Source organism: Photobacterium sp., from assembly GCF_033720175.1.
Lineage (GTDB): Bacteria > Pseudomonadota > Gammaproteobacteria > Enterobacterales > Vibrionaceae > Photobacterium.
In genome coordinates, this window is sequence record NZ_JAWWDA010000002.1 from 173,642 (window position 1) to 194,347 (window position 20,706).

Consider the following 20,706-nt stretch of genomic DNA (forward strand, 5'->3'; position numbering starts at 1 on the left):
GACAATGAGTGTTTTTTTTATCACAAACCTTATGCATACGGAAAAATATGTTCTAGAGGCGGAAAAAAACAATGTAAGTGTTAAGGTTGCTAAGTTATTGAATGATAATTTAAAGGGCCAGGTTGATACCGTTACCCGCTCGCTTTCCTATTATTACGAAAATTCGAAGCTGGGTAATATCAAGGCAGAATTAGCGACTGATATTACTACGTTCAGAGATACCATAGACAATATTTATTACAACAGTGCTTCTGCGGCCGATGCCGAAACCAGCATTCACGCATTTATCAATGAATACCGCTGGGACAATGGCCGCTATATTTTTGCCTATGATGCAGCCTCGATAGTGAACAAGGCAAACGGAATCAACGCCGGTATTATCGGTACCAGTGCTTATGATAAAAAAGATACCAATGGTAATTATTACGCCAGAAATATTGTCAGCGAAGCCAAAGCCAATGCGATTGGTTTTAGCAGCTATCATTTTTTAAACCCGGTAACCCAAAAAATCGAAGAAAAACTAACGGCCTCGTTTTACTTCGAACCGTTAAACCTGGTAATTGCGACGGGTGAGTACATCAGTACGCTAAGGCAAGATGAACTTGAGGCCGCTCTTAAGACCATCAGTTCATCAAAATACGGCCAAAATGGCTACTTTTGGGTACAAGATAAGAACGGTAAAGTTCTGGCGCATCCCAAGACTGAAATTATCGGCACTGTCATTCCATCAACGACATCAAGAATTGCCGCCAGAATACAAGGCCAATCCGAAGTCTTTGTTAAAATTGCTTACGAAAATCCGACCTCCAAACAAACAGAGAGCAAAATTGCCTATGCCCGAAATATTTTTCCCGAATGGGGCTGGACCATAGCTACGGGAACGTATGAGAGCGATATCACTAACATTCAGGATGGGCTGACGAGCGCAACGGCAGACATTTTCAATGACAGAGTATACATGAGCATTGCTACTGCCGCGGTACTGCTGATTATTGCGCTGCTGGTTGCAGCCTGGTCGATCAATAAGATCGTTAAAGGATTAGTGGTTCTCAAAGAGCGCATTGATACCTTATCGACCGGCGAAGCAGATTTAACCTCGAGAATTGATATTACGTCGCATGATGAGTTGGGTGATATTGGCAATTCGGTAAACAACTTTATTATTTACCTGCAATCGATGACCTTGGAAATCTCGCAAGCCTCTGCAGATATTACTGACGGTATTAAGCACGCTTCCGAAGCGGCCGCAAACACTCCAAAAGCCAATGACCAAGTACTGTTGGCAACAGATGATGTGTTTGAGGCTCCTGGCAGTATGACGGCCGTAATAAGAAAACTGGCGGCAGGTGATCTCTCCGTCGATATTCCGCAGGGAGAGAGTGACGAGATTGGCCACCTCGCGGATGCAATATCGGTATTTAAGAAAAATGCTGTGGCCCTGCGGGAGCACCAGAATGAACTGCAAAAACTGGTAGATGAACGTACTATGCAGCTTACCGAGGCTAATAACGCACTCAACAGTGAAGTCGCCAAGCATGCAAAAGCACGAGAACAAGCGGAACAGGCTAACAAAGCCAAATCGACTTTCCTTGCCCACATGAGCCATGAGATCCGTACCCCGATGAACGGGATAATGGGAACACTTCACCTCCTTGATGATACAGCTTTGGACAGCGCACAAAAACACTACACTAAAACCATTACGTCATCAGGCGAAATTTTGATGGGGGTACTCAATAATGTTCTGGATTATTCTAAAATCGAAGCTGGGTATTTTAATATAAATAAAACAAATTTTCACACCAAGTCGATTGTGGCCAATGTTGTCAACATGCTTAAAGCCAGAGCCAAAGAAAAGAACATCACACTCACCTACGCCATCGCAAACGATGTTCCCAACTATTTGTATGGCGACGTCAACAAGATCATTCAAATTCTCACTAATTTGGTTGGTAACGCGATTAAATTTACCAATATGGGAAGCGTCACAATCCGAGTGCAACTCAGCGAGCAACTGGCGGCAGAGTGTTTTTTGCTCACATTCGAGGTGTTAGATTCTGGCAAAGGCATTCCTGAAGCAAAACAGGCCGTTATTTTTGAGCCATTTGAACAGGCGACTCAATCAGAGCGCGGTACCGGATTAGGCTTGCCTATCAGTAAGCGATTCGCTGAGATGCTTGGCGGGGAGTTAACCGTATACAGTGAGCCCGATATCGGTAGCCGGTTTATTCTCACTCTGCCGTTGAATGCCGGGGAGAAAGATGAACTGATATCCACTGAAGAAAATGTTTCCCTTACCGTTCCGCCACTGAATATTTTACTGGTAGAAGATAATGAAACGAATGTCCTGGTCGCGAAAGGATTCCTGGACAAGCTTGGTCATAAGGTTTTTGTCGCCATGACAGGAGAAATGGCACAACGCGCAATAGATAACCATCATGTCGACATCATCTTAATGGATATTCATCTACCGGATACTGACGGTGTTACGCTGACGGCTAGATTAAGAGAGAAAGCGAATCGCTATATCCCCACTATCGCCTTCTCTGCCCATGTTTTCCGGCAAGACATTGAATCATATCTCGAGGCCGGCCTCGATGGTTTTTTAGGTAAACCGGTACAGTTTAAGCGAATGCAGACTGTCATCGCTAATGTCTATAACAGCCAACCCGGAAAGTTCGATGCAGTTAGGGATATAGAGCAGGACATGGATAAAAAAGAACCTGCCGTCACTCTTTTTGACCACTCGGTGTTGGAAAAGGACAGACAGATCCTTGGAGATGGGCTAGTACACGAAATAGTGGCGATGTTTTACGAACGCTCGGCCGCGCTGATCAAAGAGATAAAAACAGAGAGCTCCGCCCGAAAACTTGAGATGACAGTTCACAGCCTAAAAAGCTCCGCCGGAGCCATCGGTCTAATCGCCCTGAGTAAAGCCTGCGAGGAGCTGGAAATAGCTTGTAAGCAAGGTGCTGATGCTCAGGAGTTAACTGCATTGTCAGTAGCCTTACTTGCTATCTATCATCCTTCTATCGACAGACTGAAAGAAGAATTTTAAGGCAAAAACAAGGGCATGCCATTAAACATCAGAATGTTTCGGCATTGCCCCTTGTTTACTGGTTTCTCTTTTTTGTCTCCTCCTCATATCGCTTGCTTGTCCTGATTTCGTCCGTACTTTCAAAACACCTCTCATAATTAAACATCTCTTTCGCCTTACTAAAACGGACTGGATTGTATCTAAATCTTTGATATTTATTAGTTAGATCAGGCGCGACAACGCAGGGAAGGACAGTCTGTTCATAATTTTACGCATTTCTTTAATACTTGTTCCCAAAATAAATGCATGATTTGTACATCAACTGATTGCACTTTACCTGTTGCATAGGCTGAAAGAAACTTCTGAGACAAGAAGTACTTCTGTTGTATTTTTTAGAGGAATAGAAGAGATGTCACTACCACATGTAATTTTAACTGTGCTGAGCAATCGCGACGCAACCGGTTACGATATTACCAAAGAATTCTCACGCAGCATCGGTTATTTCTGGAAAGCGAGCCACCAACAAGTGTATCGCGAATTGAATAAAATGGCCGACAACAACTTGGCGATCGCCCGACTCGAACCGCAGAATGGTAAACCCGATCGTAAGGTCTACTCCATTACCGATCTGGGGCGCAAGGCTCTGTTTGAATGGTTCCAGCAGCCTGCTCAAAATCCAAAGATCCGCGATGAGTTCTTGGCCAAACTACTGGTTTGTGGTGTTCATAATTCAGAACCATTGCAACAACAGCTTGAGGCACTCATTCAAGAGTCTCACTCGTTAATGAACAACTATGATGAACTGGAAAAAAGCCACTTTGCAAATTACAAAGAGATGGATCGCCAGTCTCGTCTTGATCGCCTGACTCTGCGGCGCGGTATGCATAACCGCCAAGCGTGGATTAACTGGGCAGAAGAAGTCCTCATTGAGCTTAAAGCCATCGACGGTTCTGGAACCAGCGGTGCGGGAGAAGTCCTTCTTTGTGGATAGGTTGCCAGAGGTGGATGTGTTTACTTTCTCCTTATAGCACCCGTGCTTAACAGGTTGTTGATAATGTATTAAATAAGAAAAAGCCTATCGACAGCCTTCATGAATATCTTTTTCATGAGCGATCTAATTTAAATATAAAAAGAATGTTTTTTAAATGATGTGTGTAAAGATTAAGGTTTAGCCTCATGAATTTAACAATAAAAGCCAAGTTGGCTGCATTGCTGTGCGTACCATTGCTGACAATGAGTGGTTTTTTTATTACAAGTCTTATGAACACGGAAAATGCTGTTCTTGAGGCGGAACACAGCAATGTCAGTGTGAAGGTAACTCAGTTACTGAATGATAACTTAAAGGGGCAGGTTGATACCGTTACCCGCTCTCTCTCCTATTATTATGAGAGTTCGAAACTGGAAAATATCCAGGCAGAGTTGGCAACCGATATCGCTACATTCAGAGATACCATTGAGAGCATTTATAACAACAGTGCTTCTGCAGCCGATGCAGAAACCAGTATTTATGCTTTTATCAATGAATATCGATGGGATGATGGCCGGTATATTTTTGCGTATGATGCCGCAACGGTTGTGAACAAGGCCAACGGTGCCAACAGCAGGATTATCGGCACCAGTGCTTATGATAAAAAAGACACTAATGGCAGCTACTATGCTCAGAATATTGTCAGCTCTGCCAAAGCCAATAAAGTGGGTTTCACCCGTTATCATTTCATTAATCCAAAAACCAAAAAAACCGAAGAAAAACTAACGGCATCGGTCTACTTTGAACCGTTGAACCTGGTGATTGCGACGGGTGAATACATCAGTACCCTAAGGCAAGATGAACTAGAGGCGGGAGTTAGGGCCATCAGCTCATCAAAATACGGCCAGAATGGCTACTTTTGGGTGCAGGATAAGAACGGCAAGATCCTGGCCCACCCCAAAGCAGACCTTATTGGTACTGTTATCCCGAGCACAACATTAAAAATTGTCAACAGTATTAAAGGCCAGTCTGAAGCTTTTGTTAAAATAGCTTTCGAGAATCCGACGACCAAACAGACAGAAAGCAAATTTGTCTATGCCCGGAATATTTTCCCAGAATGGGGTTGGACCATTGCCACCGGCACTTATGATAGCGACGTCACCAGTATACAGGAAGGCTTAACGAGCGCCACGGCAGACATTTTTGATAACAAAGTGTCCATGAGTATTGCGATTGCCGCGGCACTCCTGATTATTGCTCTGCTGGTTGCAGCCTGGTCGATCAATAAGATTGTTAAAGGTTTAGTTATGCTCAAAGAGCGTATTGATACCTTATCGACAGGCGAAGCCGATTTGACCTCGCGGATTGATGTTACTTCTCATGATGAGCTGGGCGACATTGGCAATTCGGTCAACAACTTCATTATTTACCTGCAATCGATGGTTCTGGAAATTGCGCAAGCCTCTGCTCATATCACTGAGGGTATCAAGCAGCTTGATGTGCAGTCAGATCAAAATAACCAGGCGTTACTTAAACACGCGTCGGAGACGGATCAAGTCGTCACGGCGATTACGGAAATGAGCGCAACGGCAGAGACAGTCGCCCAGAATGCTACCGAGACAGCCACTAACACTCAAAAAGCCAATGACAAGGCGATGTTGGCAAAAGATGATGTGCTTGAGGCGTCTGGCAGTATGATGGTTCTGGTGGATGAAGTGGGTGCCGCATCTGCGAGCATCAACACCATGAACGAGAATACTCAGCAAATTGTCAGTGTGTTAGGTGTGATTGGTGAAATTGCTGACCAGACTAACTTGTTGGCACTCAATGCCGCTATCGAAGCTGCACGCGCCGGGGAGCAAGGACGCGGCTTCGCCGTGGTTGCCGATGAAGTACGATCGCTTGCCGCACGTACTCAGTCCAGCACTGCAGAAATCAATGAGATATTAACAATATTACGTCAGGATGCTGCTAGTGCGGTTGCTGCAATGGATGTGACGAAAACAAGCTGCGAACGTACCGCTGAAAATGCCGAGCGAGTATCTAACAGCCTGGATGCGGTGACCGGTTCGATTGTCGAAATCAATGATCTCAGCACCCAGATTGCAACCGCTTCTGAAGAGCAAAGCTCGGTAACCGAAGAAGTCAGCCGTAATATGAATAACATCCGCGAGATGGTTCATGAGTTGACCCAAAATGGACAAGCGACGGTAGACAGTACACAAAGCCTGGCTGCTGCCAACGCCCAACTGAACACCCTGGTCAGTAAGTTTAAATTACAATAGGCTTTTCAAGTAATGTAACAAAGACAATTTAGGTTAATACTGAACAGTTAAGGCTTCTAATCAATTTAGAAGCCTTTTTTATGCCACTATTTTAATTGTTTCTACATAGCGGGTCTTATTGTGCAAGCGACCAGGCGGTGACGGGGTGCCACTCAGTTTTGGTATCTGCCAGTAATTGCAAGGTTGTCACGTTATGGTGAGTAAAAAAGCGCGAACTCATTACGTATTCACCGTCATTAAGGAATATCTCCAGTGATGACCGATCCGCTAAAATCTGCAGTTTAATATCGGCCTGTTCGGTCATTTTTATTTCGCGGATCAACTCACCATCGGTTTTCATAGCATGGCTGCGATCAAGCACGATGCGCTGGCTATCACTGTCAACAATCAAATCGCAATAGTGCTCGCCATCATCCATCAAGCGCAGCGTTTTACTTCCCGATGCCGGCCAGTTCAACGTTGTTTGCAGTTCAACACTTTTGATCTCAAGGCTCAGTGTTTCGTGTTGAGTCGCCTGATCAAAGGTGAATAGCTGCTGCTGGCTTCGCAGTGTTTGTAGTTCACGTGCTGGGCGTTGATACAGCTTGCCATTTTTCCAGCTCAGTTCACGCAGACAGGTCAATTGATGTAACCAGCCATCAGTAACGCTTGGTTGGTTGATTTCATCAGGCAGTCCCATCCAGCCAACCATCAAACGACGACCGTCGGCGGCTTCAGCTGTCTGCGGGGCATAGAAATCAAAGCCATAATCTAATGTTGTTAGATCACTGAGAGTCAGTGCATCTTGCTTGCTGAGTGTCGCTTTTCCGTAGCCGTTATGGTGGGGAACTGTGTAATGTTCACTGTTTGATTCGATACCTTGCGGGCAGAGAATGCCCAACAGCTGATCGTTTAGTTCGAACAGGTCCGGACACTCCCACATGTATCCGAAATCACCCAATTCTTCCCCGAATAAGCCGACATAATCCCATTTACGCAGATCATTCGAACGGTAAATAACGAGTCGGCCTGTTTCACTCTCATGCTGAGCGCCAAGCAGCATGATCCAGTGATCACCGTGGCGTACTACTTTCGGATCGCGACAATGTGGTGTAATTCCAGGCGGTAACTCCGGAATAACCGGGCCGTGCTTGGTAAAATGGATACCATCTGTTGAAGTTGCAAGGCATTGGGTAGTGATACGGTCACGCTGTTCACCGATACGGACATTGCCGGTATAAAATAGCATTAGCTCGTCTCCCTGGCTGACGGCATGGCCAGAGAATACCCCGTGACTGTCGAACCAGTCTGACGGGCATAACGCAACAGGTTGTGAAGTCCAGTTGATTAAATCTGTACTGGTGACATGCGCCCAGTATTTGTCTTTATGAACACAGCCGTGAGGGTGCAGTTGATAGAACAAGTGGTACTCACCGTTGTGATAGATGAATCCATTCGGATCGTTCAGCAGCCCTTGCGGCGGGGCAATATGCCAAAGCGGTCGATGCGCCGACGGTTTTTCTTCTAAAGCAGAGGTCAATGCCTGACGCTGGTTTGTATCAATGATCTGGCCAAGGTATTGCCAGTCCTGCTCTGATAGCGGCGTGCCTGGTTGCCAGCTCAGCTGAGATAAAACATCGTTGAAAGGGAATGCCATGGCAACATCAGTGCGTAATGCTGGATCGGTTAATTCAACGATGAGTGCATTGTCGACTCGGAGTACTCGTTGAATATTTTGGCTCCCACCACAGGTGTTAATCAATTCAGTCAGTGTCATCAGGTTCAGGCCTTGCTGTAGTTGGGCTGAATGCGTTTCAGCAACATCATTTTAGTGTTCTTTATGGTTCATCCGATAATTTAAATTTCGGGAACGTTCCAAATATGGGTGAGGTTAGTTGGAATTGCAAGATAAGATCATGGGATCAAGAAAAAGCACACAAAAAGTGTGTGCCAGATCAAAAGAATCGTTAGGGAAGTGGGGGGATAAGTGGTTAGGAAAAGAGCCGGTACTAGCAGCTCTTACGTTGAACCCAGTCAAACCCAAGTACCAGCTTGGCAACTTGGCTACGGCCTTGCTCAATGATTTCCAGTAGCATTTTAGCGGCATTGCTGCCTGCGGGCTCAAAGGCATAGTCAAAGGTAGAGAGCCCCGGAGAGACCACTGATGCCATTTCGTCGTTACCGACACCGATAACCTTGATGTCTTTGCCTGGTGCTAAGCCTGCTGCTGCGATCGCCTGAATTGCACCGATAGCGATGCGATCGGTTGCGCAGAATACGCCGTCTGGCTTGGTGTTTTCACGCAGTAGCTGAGCCATTTCTTCACGGCCTGAATCAATCGAAAACTGGCCTTGAGTATGGAATGTTGGTACAGGTAATCCTATAAAACTCAATGCGTTACAGAACCCTTCGAAGCGCATCTTATCAACGGCGATGTCATCACTTTGCACACCTAAAAAGCCAACGTTGCGACAGCCAGCCTGATGCAGTTTTTCGGCTGCGCAATAACCCACACGATAGTCGTCGTGGATAACACTTGGGATGTTATGACTTGAACCATCCTGGCCGATTAATACGACCGGGGCCCCTGAGCGTTTGATGGCTTTGACCAGTTCGTCATCAATATGGGTGGCAAACATGACAATGCCTTCGACCCGTTTCTGGTTGAACAGATCCAGATATTGCAGTTCTTTACCTGCTTGCTGGCAACTGTTCGCAAGAAGTACTTGCTTGCCTGATTCCTCAAAAACCCGACTTAAGCCATCGACCCCTTGTGATACCGCATTCGAGGTAACGCGCGGCACAATGATACCTATCAGGTTGGTTTTATTGGACTTTAAATCCTTTGCGACTTGATTGACGACATAGCCACATTGTTCGACGGCACGGCGGACCTTCACTTTGGTCGCCTCTTTTACGCCGTATTCGTCATTAATGACGCGTGATACTGTTGATTTTGAAACGCCAGCAAGGCGTGCGACATCATGTAAGCTCGCCATAAATTCTCCTTTGTTTACGCCATGATCTTCTATTTTTGGGATAGTTTGCAAATAGCAGGGCTGATAATCCCGCAATAAAGTGATAGCGATCACGCATATTGGCGTGTGATGAAATTTTTCATCGATCTTGGTCACACAAGAAAACAAGTATCTTGACGACATTGACAGTATCAATAAAACTTTATTTCGGTAACGTTCCCGAAGCGAGTTGGCTCGTCATTTTTTTGGAAACAAAAAGAGACGAGGATCCTACAAGAGCTTAACGCCAATATTGGATTAAGCTGTAATTAACCAGGTGCAGAGAAGCAGGTAACAGTCTCTGGCCGCGACGGAGGTAGAAGATGGACTTTCCAAGCATAGCCCGACAACTGATTGAAAAACTGGGCGGTAAAGATAACATCGCAGCGGCGGCACATTGTGCGACTCGCCTGCGTTTGGCCCTGCATGATGAAAGTAAGGCAGATCTAGAAGCTATCGATAATATCGATGGTGTAAAAGGGCAGTTTCAGGTAGCAGGTCAAATCCAGATTATTTTTGGTTCCGGTATCGTGAATCAGGTTTATGCTGCGATGAGCAAGCTCACCGGGCAAAGCGAAATGTCGACCAAAGAGGTCTCATCTGCGGGTGCACAGAAACAGAATGTGGTGCAGCGGGCAGTAAAAGGATTATCGGATATTTTCGTACCGATTATTCCGGCTATCGTTGCTGGTGGTCTGTTAATGGGTTTGTTCAATGTTCTGACTGCAACAGGGCTGTTCATTGACGGGCAATCATTGATTGATGCCTATCCCGGCATGGCCGACTTAGCATCGATGATTAATACTTTTGCTAACGCGCCATTTGTTTATCTTCCTGTTTTATTAGCGTTCTCAGCAAGTAAGAAGTTTGGTGGTAATCCTTTCCTCGGTGCGGCGCTGGGTATGCTGATGGTTCACCCCGATCTATTAAATGGTTGGGGTTTCGGTGGCGCGAGTGTGAGCGGCGGCATTCCGGTCTGGAACATCTTCGGCTTCGAAATTCAGAAAGTCGGCTATCAGGGCTCGGTATTGCCTGTGCTGGTTTCAGCCTTCATTCTGGCAAAAGTTGAAAATGGTCTGCGCAAAGTGATCCCTTCGGTACTGGATAACCTGCTGACGCCAATGCTGGCCATCTTTATTACCGGTTTTCTTACCTTCACATTAGTGGGTCCTATCACTCGTGATGCGGGCTTCCTGCTTGGCGACGGTCTAAACTGGTTATACGAATCGGCCGGCTTTATAGGCGGCGCAGTGTTTGGCCTGGTGTACGCACCGTTTGTTATTACCGGCATGCACCATAGTTTCATCGCCTTTGAAACCCAGTTACTGGCAGATATTGCGGTGACGGGCGGTACGTTTATTTTCCCTATCGCGGCAATGTCTAATGTGGCGCAAGGCGCGGCAGCTCTGGCCTTTGGGTTTAGCACCAAAGATAAAAAAGCCAAAGGGATTGCGATGCCATCGGGTGTAACGGCACTACTGGGTATTACGGAACCTGCGATGTTTGGTGTGAACTTGAAACACCGCTATCCGTTCATCGCGGCAGTGGTTGGTGCCGCATCGGCAAGCGCATTTATCACCTTGTTCAAAGTGAAGGCGACGGCACTGGGTGCGGCAGGTCTCCCGGGTATCATCTCTATTGCTCCAAATAGCGTGTGGTTCTATGTCATTGGTATGGCGATTTCCTTTGCGGTAGCCTTTGGCCTGACATTGGTACTGGGCGCACGAGCAAAGTTTAAAGCGGTTGCAGCCACAGCCTGATCACTGCAATACGCAATATTACAGTCAGGTAACTTGGGTATATATAAGCCGGCATGATGCCGGCTTTGTTGTTTTTGCCTTTTCTTTTTGGCATGAGTATTAGCCGTAATGGGTGACTAGGCAAACGCAAATTTAATCAATCACTTGTCAATAACTCGATTTATCTGTTTACTATGTATGTTTTTTGCAGCTAAATCGGGTTAGTACGTGGAAAAAAGAAAAAGAACAACCATTGCAGATATCGCCAAACTGGCAGGCGTGTCAAAAACGACGGCTAGTATGGTGCTAAATGGCCGTGCATCTACATTTCGTATTAAAGAAGAGACCCGACTACGTGTGCTAGAGGTTGCGCGGGAGAATCACTATTCCCCGAATGTGCATGCGAAATCACTACAAGCCTCTCGCTCAGATGCGATCGGTTTGGTGATCCCTGATTTAACCAACTTTGGTTTTGCTTCAATTGCCCGTGAGTTAGAACGTTTATGCCGGGAATCGGGATTACAGTTGTTGATTGCCTGTTCTGAAGACGATCCAGCCGCCGAAAAAAAAGCGGTAGAAGGCCTGATCCGCCGTCAGGTTGATGCTTTAATTGTCGCGTCTAGCGAAACAGGTGATGAATATTATCAATCGCTTACAAAGCAGTTACCGGTCATCCAGTTAGACCGCCATATTGGCCAGTCTGTGTTGCCATTGGTGCTGACTGATGCAGCACGTGCGACTGCCGATTTAATTGAAAGCATTGCCAAAGAAGGGCTGTCAGAATTCTATTATTTCGGCGGCCAGCTTGAGCTGTCGCCAAGTCGTCACCGCCTGGCTGGTTTTGAACTCGGTCTTAAGCGTGCGGGGATCGAAACGAAACCAGAGTGGATCCGTCACCGTGATTACCAGACTGCATCAGGTTATCTGATGATGCAATCGCTGCATCAGGATCTTGGTCGCTTACCACAAGCGCTATTTACGGCTTCTTACACGTTATTAGAAGGCGTATTGCGGTATTTAAAAGATCACGAATGTCTTAATGCACTGGTTGATAAAGAAATGCGGCTGGCCACATTTGATAATCATGACTTACTTGATTGCCTGCCATTGAATATCGACTCGATAGCACAGAACAATCAACAGCTAGCCAAAACCTGTTTTGAGCTTACGTTATCCCTCATTAATGAAAAATCACCGGCAATATCTTCTGTTGTCCTCGATGCTGATATTTTCTGGCGCAGTAAAAATAAGTGATACAGATATGACCAATAACTGCACTTAAATACTATGAGGATGATTGATTAAAACAGTCGAAGTCAGTCATCCCAGAAACCGCCAAACACTGAACTTGCAGGCTTTCTCAAAATTCACCTGGCGGTTATCAAGGATCCATCATGCACGGAAGGTTCAGTGGATTGTGGATCCCGGATATTTCGTTCCTCTATTCCGGTCCGGGATGACGAAATTAATCTTCTTAGTATTATCCCGTCATATTTTCAAACGCAGATCAGATCCCTCTCTCTGCTTTTTTGATCTTATTAATTCCGCTTTTACTCAATTTCCCTATAACGCCAGCTCACAAAACCCCCTTGTTTTACTCTGTTGATCACAAAGCTAAACGGTTTTAGCGTAAAGATCTCGATATGCTAAATCGATTTAACAATAATGACGACGTTGTTTAGTGGTTTACAAATTAACTTGATAGATGGAATTAGAATGATGAAGAAAAGCCTCTTATCACTTGCCGTGTCTTTTGCTGTAACTTGTTCTGGTGCCGCCTGGGCACAAGGCGATGCGACAGACTTAGAGCAGAGAATAGCTAACTTAGAGCAGCGTTTAAAAAAAGCGGAACAAGTGGCAGGTGATGCCGAGAGCAAAGCCTCTGCTTTTGAATTTCATGGATATGCCCGGGCAGGCTTGTTGATTGATGACAACCTGAACGGTGCGACGGGAGTTGGGCCATACATGACTGCAGCCGGTGCGCTGGGTGGCGCTGTCGGTCGTCTGGGTATCGAAGATGATAACTATGTTGAGGTCGTGCTTGATCATAATATCAATCAGGAAGACGGTTCGTGGTCGAAATATCGGATCATGCTGGCAGACAGTGTAGAAACCAATAATGAATGGACTGCCGCTGATTCACAGCTGAATGTACGACAAGCGTTTGCGGAACTTGGTGGCTTGGAATCCTTTAGCGGTGCATTTACTTCTGCTTCCATCTGGGCGGGTAAGCGTTTTGATCGGGATAACTTTGATATTCACTTTATGGATACCGATATCGTCTTCCTTTCAGGGGCGGGTGCTGGTATTTATGATGTTCAGTTCAGCGATGACTGGCAAACGAATTTTTCTGTATATGGACGTGATTTCGGTACAATTGACAGCGAAAATCTGGACGTTGAAAACTACATTGTGACCATGAATAACTACTTTGGTCAATGGCAGTTGATGTTGAACGCAATGACCGCCGTAGACAATGAAGGTAGAGATGTAACCGACACGTCTCCGTCCAAACGGGCAGAAAATGGCTTCCATGGCATGCTGGCTTATCATGCAGACAGTTTTTACGGTGTGAGTGAAGGTTTTTCTAAATTCGGTGTGCTGTTCGGCCAGGGTTTAGGGGCCGAGCTCAAAGGCATTGGTTCTAATGGTGATCTTAATGAAGATGCTAAAGCGGCCCGCTTGTTCAGTTATGGCGTAACCCACTTTGCGGATAACTGGCGAATTGCGCCTGCATTTTTGGCAGAGTATAGCCAAGACCGAGTAAAAGACGGTGATGAGTTCATGTGGGCTACGGTCAATGTCCGTATGGCACAAGAACTGACCAAAAACTTCGAAATGGTTTACGAAGGTTCATACCAGTATATGGATCTGGATAACGGTACAGAGCAAGCCAACGGTAGTTATTACAAAGCCACTGTTGCGCCAACCTTTAAGTTAGATACCTCTGGCGGTTTTTTCCAGCGTCCTGAAATTCGTTTTGCGGCTTCTTATGTTGATTGGAGTAAAGATCTGAATGACTACTCAGTGAGCCTGGCAACTGACGCGAACACCATGGGCGAGGGGGGAGAGTTTATCTTCGCGATGCAGATGGAAACTTGGTTCTAATCGAAAAACTAAAAAGCCGAGCAATGCTCGGCTTTTTTATGCAACGATAACCGCAGATTACTCTGCAATTTCTGCGTTGTGGTAAACGTTCTGGACGTCGTCACAATCGTTCAGTGCATCAAGGAACTTCTCGAATGCTGCTACGTCATCACCTGACACTTCTGTCATGGTCTGAGGGACGAAAGCAATTTCTTCTACGTCCAGCACTGCGTCAGGCATTGTTGCTGCAAGTGCATTTTTAACCTTGAAGAATTCCGTATGAGGAGCATAAACAGTAATGACACCGTCTTCGCATTCGATGTCGCTAACATCAACATCTTCCATCATCAGGTTTTCTAGAACCGCTTCTTCATCGTCACCTTTAAACTGGAATACAGCTTGGTGCTCGAACATGTGACCAACAGTACCTGGACCGCCGATTTTTGCATTGTTTTTTACAAAGCACTGACGAATGTCCATAAAGGTACGGTTGTTATTGTCAGTCAGGCAATCAACGATAACCATACAGTTGCCCGGGCCGAAACCTTCGTAGCGCGCAGTAGCAAAATCTTCACCTGCACCACCTTTGGCCTTGTCGAGAGCCTTCTCGATGACATGGCTTGGTACCTGATCTTTTTTTGCTTTCTCGATCAAGCGCTTAAGTGAAAGGTTGCTGTCTGGGTCAATGCTACCGTTTTTCGCACAGACGTAGATCTCTTTACCGTATTTTGAGTAAACCTTGATCTTTGCGCCTGCTGTTTTTGCCATAGACAATTTGCGTACTTCGAACTTTCTTCCCATGAGGAATAACTCTCTTCTATCAGTTTTTGGGACTCTGTTGTCGCGAATTTTAACAGCTACCAGCCCGTAAAGGCTAGTAGGATTTGATTGGCTATTGTCTGATTTCCTGACATCAGTCAATTCCTGGTATTTTCAGTAACATTTATGAAAAGAATCAGGATGCTACCTTTAACTGTCAGCAACACTTTCGATTACATAAGCATCATCTGACATCATAATGGTTGTCGCTATTCTTAATTGAAGGCGGCAGAGATACGAATGCGAATTCATTATTTGAAAGCAAAAAATGCGGCTTTGCTTTTTGGTGCTATAGATTTGATCTTAACCTTCCATTAATGCTTGAATACTAGCCACTTAAACTGTTCGCCCCTTTACAGCCTTAAAAGAGGTGGGTATTATTCACCGCACTGGAGAGATGGCTGAGTGGTTGAAAGCACCGGTCTTGAAAACCGGCATACGTTTATAGCGTATCTAGGGTTCAAATCCCTATCTCTCCGCCAAATTAAAAAAGAAAAAGCCGTTGATTATCAACGGCTTTTTTCGTTTCTGGGCATTGCAAGCATCCACAATAGGATTGACTGAGGCAATGTACCTATGCCGCGCTGAAACTTGCACCTAGTATACCGACATCTGCCTGCCTAAATTGAAGTGGTCAATCAGTACGTCCATGAACAAAACCTGCGGCATGCTGCAAGAGATAAAATAAAGAAGAACGGCTACAGGAAATTGCGCGTTTACACAGGCGGAAGAAGCAGAAGTCGCTCTCGAATAATAGCCCGTATAATAAATGATGCGTCAATGGATCCTATGTTTGAATTTGAATGAAATTATTGTGATCAACTTATCATAGTTGGACTAAATTCAGCTAATAGAGCATTTAAATTACTGAGATTATATTCACAATTGACGAATCATTTATAAAAAAAAAGACATTAGAGCCAGAGTACCAGCATTATCGCGGATAATTAATCGTATAACTATCGTCAATTCTATTAATTGGCAATTCCTAGTGAAGTGATATTTTGATGCTTATCACATTTCCCCTAAATAAATTCACTTACCATAGCGCCACTTTAATCATTCTCTAAAAGAATGATCTATTAAAGATAATAATTACTTCTGTACTATATAATAAAGAGAAATTTGGACATGAGCAGCGATATCATTAAGCTTTCAAGAAATACTGAAAATGCACCCCAAAGTGCAGTGTCTACACAAACTGTAGCTTTTTCTCACTATAATAATTTTTCAGCTCAGCTGCCTGTAGATCCTAAAACTGGTGAAATTGTAGTTGGTACGGTAAAAGAGCAGGCAAAGCAGTGCTTAACCAACATTAAAGCAATCGTAGAAAGTATCGACCATGTTATGGACGATGTTGTTAAAATCAATATCTTCGTTAAGAATATCGCAGATATTGACGCGATCGACGAAGTGTACACAACCTTCTTCCAAGGTCCTCTTCCTACACGCACGGCAGTAGCTGTTGCAGCGTTACCGATGAGTGATGCTTTAGTGCAAATGGATGCGCTTATTTCAAACGGTGAAGGCACCGCTCCACAAGCACCTTGCGCACTGATCAAAGTATCAAGAAACACTGAAAATGCACCACAGGGTGTGTACACACAAACTGTCGCTTTTTCTCACTACAATAACTTGGCTTCTCAATTACCTATCGATCCAAAAACGGGTGCATTGGTAACGGGCGGTGTAAAAGAGCAAACAGAACAGTGCTTAAGCAACATTAAAGCTATTTTAGAAAGTATCGATCACGTAATGGATGATGTAGTTAAAACAACTGTCTTCCTGAAAGATATTTCGGATGCTGACGCTGTAAATGAAGTTTTTGCCAAATTCTTCCCTGGCTATGTTCCGGCTCGCACCGTTGTTAGCGCAGCAGCTTTACCTATGGATGCTTTGGTGCAAATTGATACTGCTGTGTCGCACGGCGACGGTACACCACCACAGCTTCCAGAAGACACTCGTCTACTTGTTATTGAAGCAAACAACACGGAAAATGCACCAGCAGTTCCATATTCACATACAGTCGCTTTCTCTCACTACAACCACATTTCAGGTCAATTACCTCTAGACCCTAAAACGAATGAAATTGTAGCTGGTGATGTAAAAGCGCAAGCTGAACAATGCCTAAACAATATTAAGGCAATTATTGAAAGTGTTGATCACGTGATGGACGACACTGTTAAAATCAATATCCAGCTTACTAATGTCGAAGATATTGACGCTGTAAACGAAGTTTACACTACGTTCTTCAAAGGCGATCTTCCGGCAAGAACAGTTGTTGGTGTTTCAGCTATCCCTATGGGTGCTTTAGTTCAAATTGATGCTGTTGTTTCTAACTGTGAAGGTACACCTCCACAAGCATAATTGGCATTTAATTTCGGCTAAGTAGTGCTTTAATGGCTATAAGCTGAATCCATTCTACAACGATTGGGCAGGTTTTATTATTTGATGGTTTAAATAACGGTCAAATTTAAAGCCTGCCCTTTTTTTTCTTCAATTTAGAAATAGCTCGCACGTTTATTCCTCCCGCTTTACCGACCAAACATTTAAGATCAATGACGTGGTATCAGTAAATTCTAGTATCGTGTCGGTTTAATGCTGATCGAGTGGGTTACCTGCCTAACAGTCGCGAGTTTGCATCAGCAGAAATGCTGGGGCTTTCTTGTCTAGCTTTCAGTGAAAGCGATTACGTACAGACTTGAGATACTTTTTTGCTAAATCGATGACTAGAGCACTATTGTTATTCATATACGGACCCCTTTAGTTGAAATTAACCGTAACGACTGGTTGTTCAACAATCTGCTAGAGGTAATTATGAAGAAACAGCTAAAAGTAGTCGTAACGGGCGGCCCCGGTGGCGGAAAGACCACGGCACTCGACCTTTTCCGGCGAGAGCTTTGCGATCAACTAGCGATTGTTCCAGAGGCGGCAACTGTTCTCTTCTCTGGTGGTATAACTCGTTCGAGCAATGAACCAGTACTTAAAAATGTTCAAAAAGCCATTTTTTCTCTTCAGCAAAATTTAGAGGACATCCAAAAAAACAAGTATCCCAATAGGCTTCTTGTCTGTGATCGAGGAACATTAGACGGTCTGGCTTACTGGCCGGGAACGGAAGAGAATTTTTTTCAGGAAGTAAACTCTAACTTTGAAAATGAAATCGTTCGCTACGATGCGGTCATTTTCTTTGAATCTGCTGCCGCAAGCGGGCATGATATTTCCAGTAACAATCCAGTCAGAAATGAAACGTCAAAACAGGCCGCTGAACTGGATAAAAAGTTACAGGACATTTGGTCGAAGCACCCCCATTATTACTTTGTTGGTAGCTCAGAATCCTTTGTAAGGAAAATCATGTTCGGAATCATGACCATCGAAAATGTTATCAACAGACACAATAAAGAGAATGGAAATTAAAACGAGCGGCTCCCGTCTTTGCACGTTAAAGCCCATAATGTTTTAGACACTATGGGCCATTTGGTATCAGGTTCGAATTAATTAATCAGTTAATTGCTAAATTAAACAACGAAAGTGGATACTTTAGCATTGAGTTGTGCGGCTTGATTACTTAGCGACTGTGCTTGCTGACGAGCTGCCTGGGCATCATCGGCAAGCTGATCCGTCACATCTTTAATCGATGTTGTATTTTGAGTGATTTCATCCGTCACTTGGGTTTGTTCTTCGGCTGCAGTCGCAATCTGGGTTGCCATATCACTGATTAATGCAACGGAATCATTGATCTGTTCAAGCGCCGCCGTTGCCTGATCTGCATCTTCAACCGAGCACTGGGCCAATTTAGAGCTGGTTCCCATCAAGCCAACCGCTTTAGATGTTGTTTGCTGCAAGGTTGCAATCATGCTCTGAATTTCTTCCGTTGAAGTGTGGGTGCGCTGTGACAAGACACGCACTTCATCGGCTACAACGGCAAAACCTCGACCTTGCTCACCCGCTCGAGCCGCTTCAATTGCAGCATTTAGGGCCAATAAATTTGTCTGCTCTGCAATACCCTGAATTGTCGACAATATACTGTTGATCCCTTGTGCATGTTCATTCAACTCGCTGATAACGTCCGTCGCCTGATTCACTTCTTCAGCAAGGTTGTTAATTGAGGCCCGGCTCTGTATGACCAGCTCACGACCGCTATTGGTGTGAGCTGTTGAATCTTGTGCGACACGAGCCGTTTGCTCGGCGTGAGAGGCAATCTCTTGCGTTGCTGAAGCCATTTCAGTTACAGCTGTCGCGACCATGCTAATTTCATCTTGCTGACGGTTTAATTCATAAGCAGACTTGTTTGCAAGGCTCTCGCCAGCTTCGGATGCCTGACTTAGCTCTGCACCTTGGGTTCGAATATGACCGATTAAGACCTGTAAGCTTGCAACAAACTGATTGAAGTTACGGGCTAGATCACCGACTTCATCATTTGAATCAAGCGTGATACGTTGGGTTAAATCACCACCGCCCTTAGCAATAACCGACAGCGCACTTGATACTTGCTGTAATGGCTTAAACAGGTAAGCACATAGCATGTTAAACAGAAACACGCAGATAACGACAACCAGTAGTGTCATCAACATCTGCTCATATAAAGTATTATAAAGAGGAGCAACAACAGAGTTGTAATTAACGACGATCACTGTCTTTAGGTCAGTGCCATGAATGGGAGAGACAAAGATATACCTGTCTTGACCGGTAATCCGTATTTTTTTAACGTAACCCTCACGAGCTATGCGTTTGAGCAGAGAGTCTGTTAATTCTTGGTCTTTTACCGTTACTGACTTGTTTAATAATGAGGTATCGGCGTCAGCAAAAATATTACCTTCGCTATTTGCAATGAACATATAGCCTTCGCCAGGCAGTAACACGTCATCAAGCTGCTTTATGATGCTAGACATTTCTACATCGGCACCTAGAACGGCTTGCTGACCAAAAATAGTGATAGCCTTGGCCATAGAAACCACGCTGGCCCCGGTGGCGGCGGCGACAGTTGGGTTCTCGACGGTTACTGTACCGTTTAGCGTGATTGCATGTTGATACCAGCCCCACTCACGGGGATCATCATTGCCCGGTGGTAAAATAACGTTATTAGCATTCTCCTGAGTCCCATCAGGAAAAGCTAAGAAAACATTATCAAAACCTGCTGAATCTCGAACTTGCTGAAGGCGTTGAAAAAGCGTTTCTCTTGTAATAGTGACTGGCATTGCAGACAGGGCTGCGCCTTTTGCATCCATCCAGTCAGCCACATAGTAATTATAAGCGGAAGCGGCACTTTTAAGCCGCTCGTTAATATCGTCGTCTAAGCGACCGAGGGAGGAAAAGAAGGAGAGCACAGTGACGACAAGAGCGCCGATAATTATGGCAGCACTAGCTGACAGCGCCAACTTTTGCCTGAGTGTCATGTTAAACATCATTATCCCTATGTTATGTAAAGTAAAAATAGCACTTAGCCGCTATTATTTTGGAGCTCGAATAAAATCGAGCTAATTATACATATTTAAGATTCAAAAACCTCTCAAATTCGTACGGTTAATTCCTTTAAGGGATACTGCTAGCTTCTTTAATTTATCGGCGTTTTTTTACATCAGCGAAAAATATAAACATGTCATCCTGGAATAGATTGGCATATATCCGGGATCCAGTTTTGACCTTGTGCTTCTTAGAAACCGTATAAGTTCGTTTCGCTTCTTGCGGGGGGACGATGTGTGGTGACGGAATTTAACAATGTGCAATGTACGGTAAAGGTGGTAGATATTGGTAAATCGACGCCAATTTATACCTTGTT

General features: G+C 44.8%; 12 protein-coding genes and 1 tRNA gene. 9 read left to right on the forward strand and 4 right to left on the reverse strand.

The window, feature by feature from the left end:
- Window positions 1–97: 97 nt before the first annotated feature.
- From R3289_RS03450 to R3289_RS03460, 3 genes are all read left to right on the forward strand, one after another.
- The gene (locus tag R3289_RS03450; RefSeq protein ID WP_413466662.1) at window positions 98–3,058 is read left to right on the forward strand and encodes a cache domain-containing protein; all 2,961 of its coding nucleotides are present in this window, start codon (window positions 98–100) and stop codon (window positions 3,056–3,058) included.
- Window positions 3,059–3,446: 388 nt separating this feature from the next.
- Complete coding sequence (locus tag R3289_RS03455; protein ID WP_318924099.1) at window positions 3,447–4,028, forward strand: PadR family transcriptional regulator; 582 nt, start codon at window positions 3,447–3,449, stop codon at window positions 4,026–4,028.
- Between the two features lie 185 nt (window positions 4,029–4,213).
- A complete protein-coding gene (locus R3289_RS03460; RefSeq protein ID WP_318924100.1) occupies window positions 4,214–6,289 on the forward strand; it encodes a methyl-accepting chemotaxis protein in 2,076 nt (691 codons plus the stop codon).
- 115 nt (window positions 6,290–6,404) lie between these two features.
- Here R3289_RS03460 and R3289_RS03465 read toward each other — a convergent pair whose 3' ends face one another.
- Window positions 6,405–8,045, reverse strand: coding sequence for a sucrose-6-phosphate hydrolase (locus tag R3289_RS03465; protein WP_318924101.1), 1,641 nt, complete (start codon window positions 8,043–8,045; stop codon window positions 6,405–6,407).
- Window positions 8,046–8,277: 232 nt separating this feature from the next.
- Window positions 8,278–9,267 (reverse strand): LacI family DNA-binding transcriptional regulator, encoded by a 990-nt coding sequence (locus R3289_RS03470; protein WP_318924102.1) that lies wholly within the window; start codon window positions 9,265–9,267, stop codon window positions 8,278–8,280.
- Between the two features lie 341 nt (window positions 9,268–9,608).
- On the opposite strand from R3289_RS03470, the gene R3289_RS03475 reads away from it, so the two are divergent.
- The 3 genes from R3289_RS03475 to R3289_RS03485 all read left to right on the forward strand — a co-directional run bounded on the left by R3289_RS03475 (window position 9,609) and on the right by R3289_RS03485 (window position 14,132).
- Complete coding sequence (locus R3289_RS03475; RefSeq protein ID WP_318924103.1) at window positions 9,609–11,045, forward strand: sucrose-specific PTS transporter subunit IIBC; 1,437 nt, start codon at window positions 9,609–9,611, stop codon at window positions 11,043–11,045.
- 207 nt (window positions 11,046–11,252) lie between these two features.
- Window positions 11,253–12,278 (forward strand): LacI family DNA-binding transcriptional regulator, encoded by a 1,026-nt coding sequence (locus R3289_RS03480; RefSeq protein ID WP_318924104.1) that lies wholly within the window; start codon window positions 11,253–11,255, stop codon window positions 12,276–12,278.
- Between the two features lie 465 nt (window positions 12,279–12,743).
- On the forward strand, window positions 12,744–14,132 hold the full coding sequence (locus tag R3289_RS03485) for a carbohydrate porin (protein ID WP_318924284.1): 1,389 nt from the start codon (window positions 12,744–12,746) through the stop codon (window positions 14,130–14,132).
- Between the two features lie 57 nt (window positions 14,133–14,189).
- Here R3289_RS03485 and R3289_RS03490 read toward each other — a convergent pair whose 3' ends face one another.
- On the reverse strand, window positions 14,190–14,912 hold the full coding sequence (locus tag R3289_RS03490) for a YebC/PmpR family DNA-binding transcriptional regulator (protein WP_318924105.1): 723 nt from the start codon (window positions 14,910–14,912) through the stop codon (window positions 14,190–14,192).
- A gap of 409 nt (window positions 14,913–15,321) precedes the next feature.
- On the opposite strand from R3289_RS03490, the gene R3289_RS03495 reads away from it, so the two are divergent.
- The 3 genes from R3289_RS03495 (at window position 15,322) to R3289_RS03505 (ending at window position 18,344) form a co-directional block, all read left to right on the forward strand.
- Window positions 15,322–15,412: transfer RNA gene (locus R3289_RS03495), tRNA-Ser, on the forward strand.
- 649 nt (window positions 15,413–16,061) lie between these two features.
- Window positions 16,062–17,297 carry a Rid family detoxifying hydrolase gene (locus R3289_RS03500; RefSeq protein ID WP_318924106.1) on the forward strand — a complete coding sequence of 412 codons (1,236 nt, stop codon included), beginning with the start codon at window positions 16,062–16,064 and terminating at the stop codon, window positions 17,295–17,297.
- 450 nt (window positions 17,298–17,747) lie between these two features.
- Entirely contained in the window at window positions 17,748–18,344 is a 597-nt protein-coding gene (locus R3289_RS03505; RefSeq protein ID WP_318924107.1) for an AAA family ATPase, read from the forward strand.
- Between the two features lie 101 nt (window positions 18,345–18,445).
- Here R3289_RS03505 and R3289_RS03510 read toward each other — a convergent pair whose 3' ends face one another.
- A complete protein-coding gene (locus R3289_RS03510; protein ID WP_318924108.1) occupies window positions 18,446–20,335 on the reverse strand; it encodes a methyl-accepting chemotaxis protein in 1,890 nt (629 codons plus the stop codon).
- Window positions 20,336–20,706: the final 371 nt, after the last annotated feature.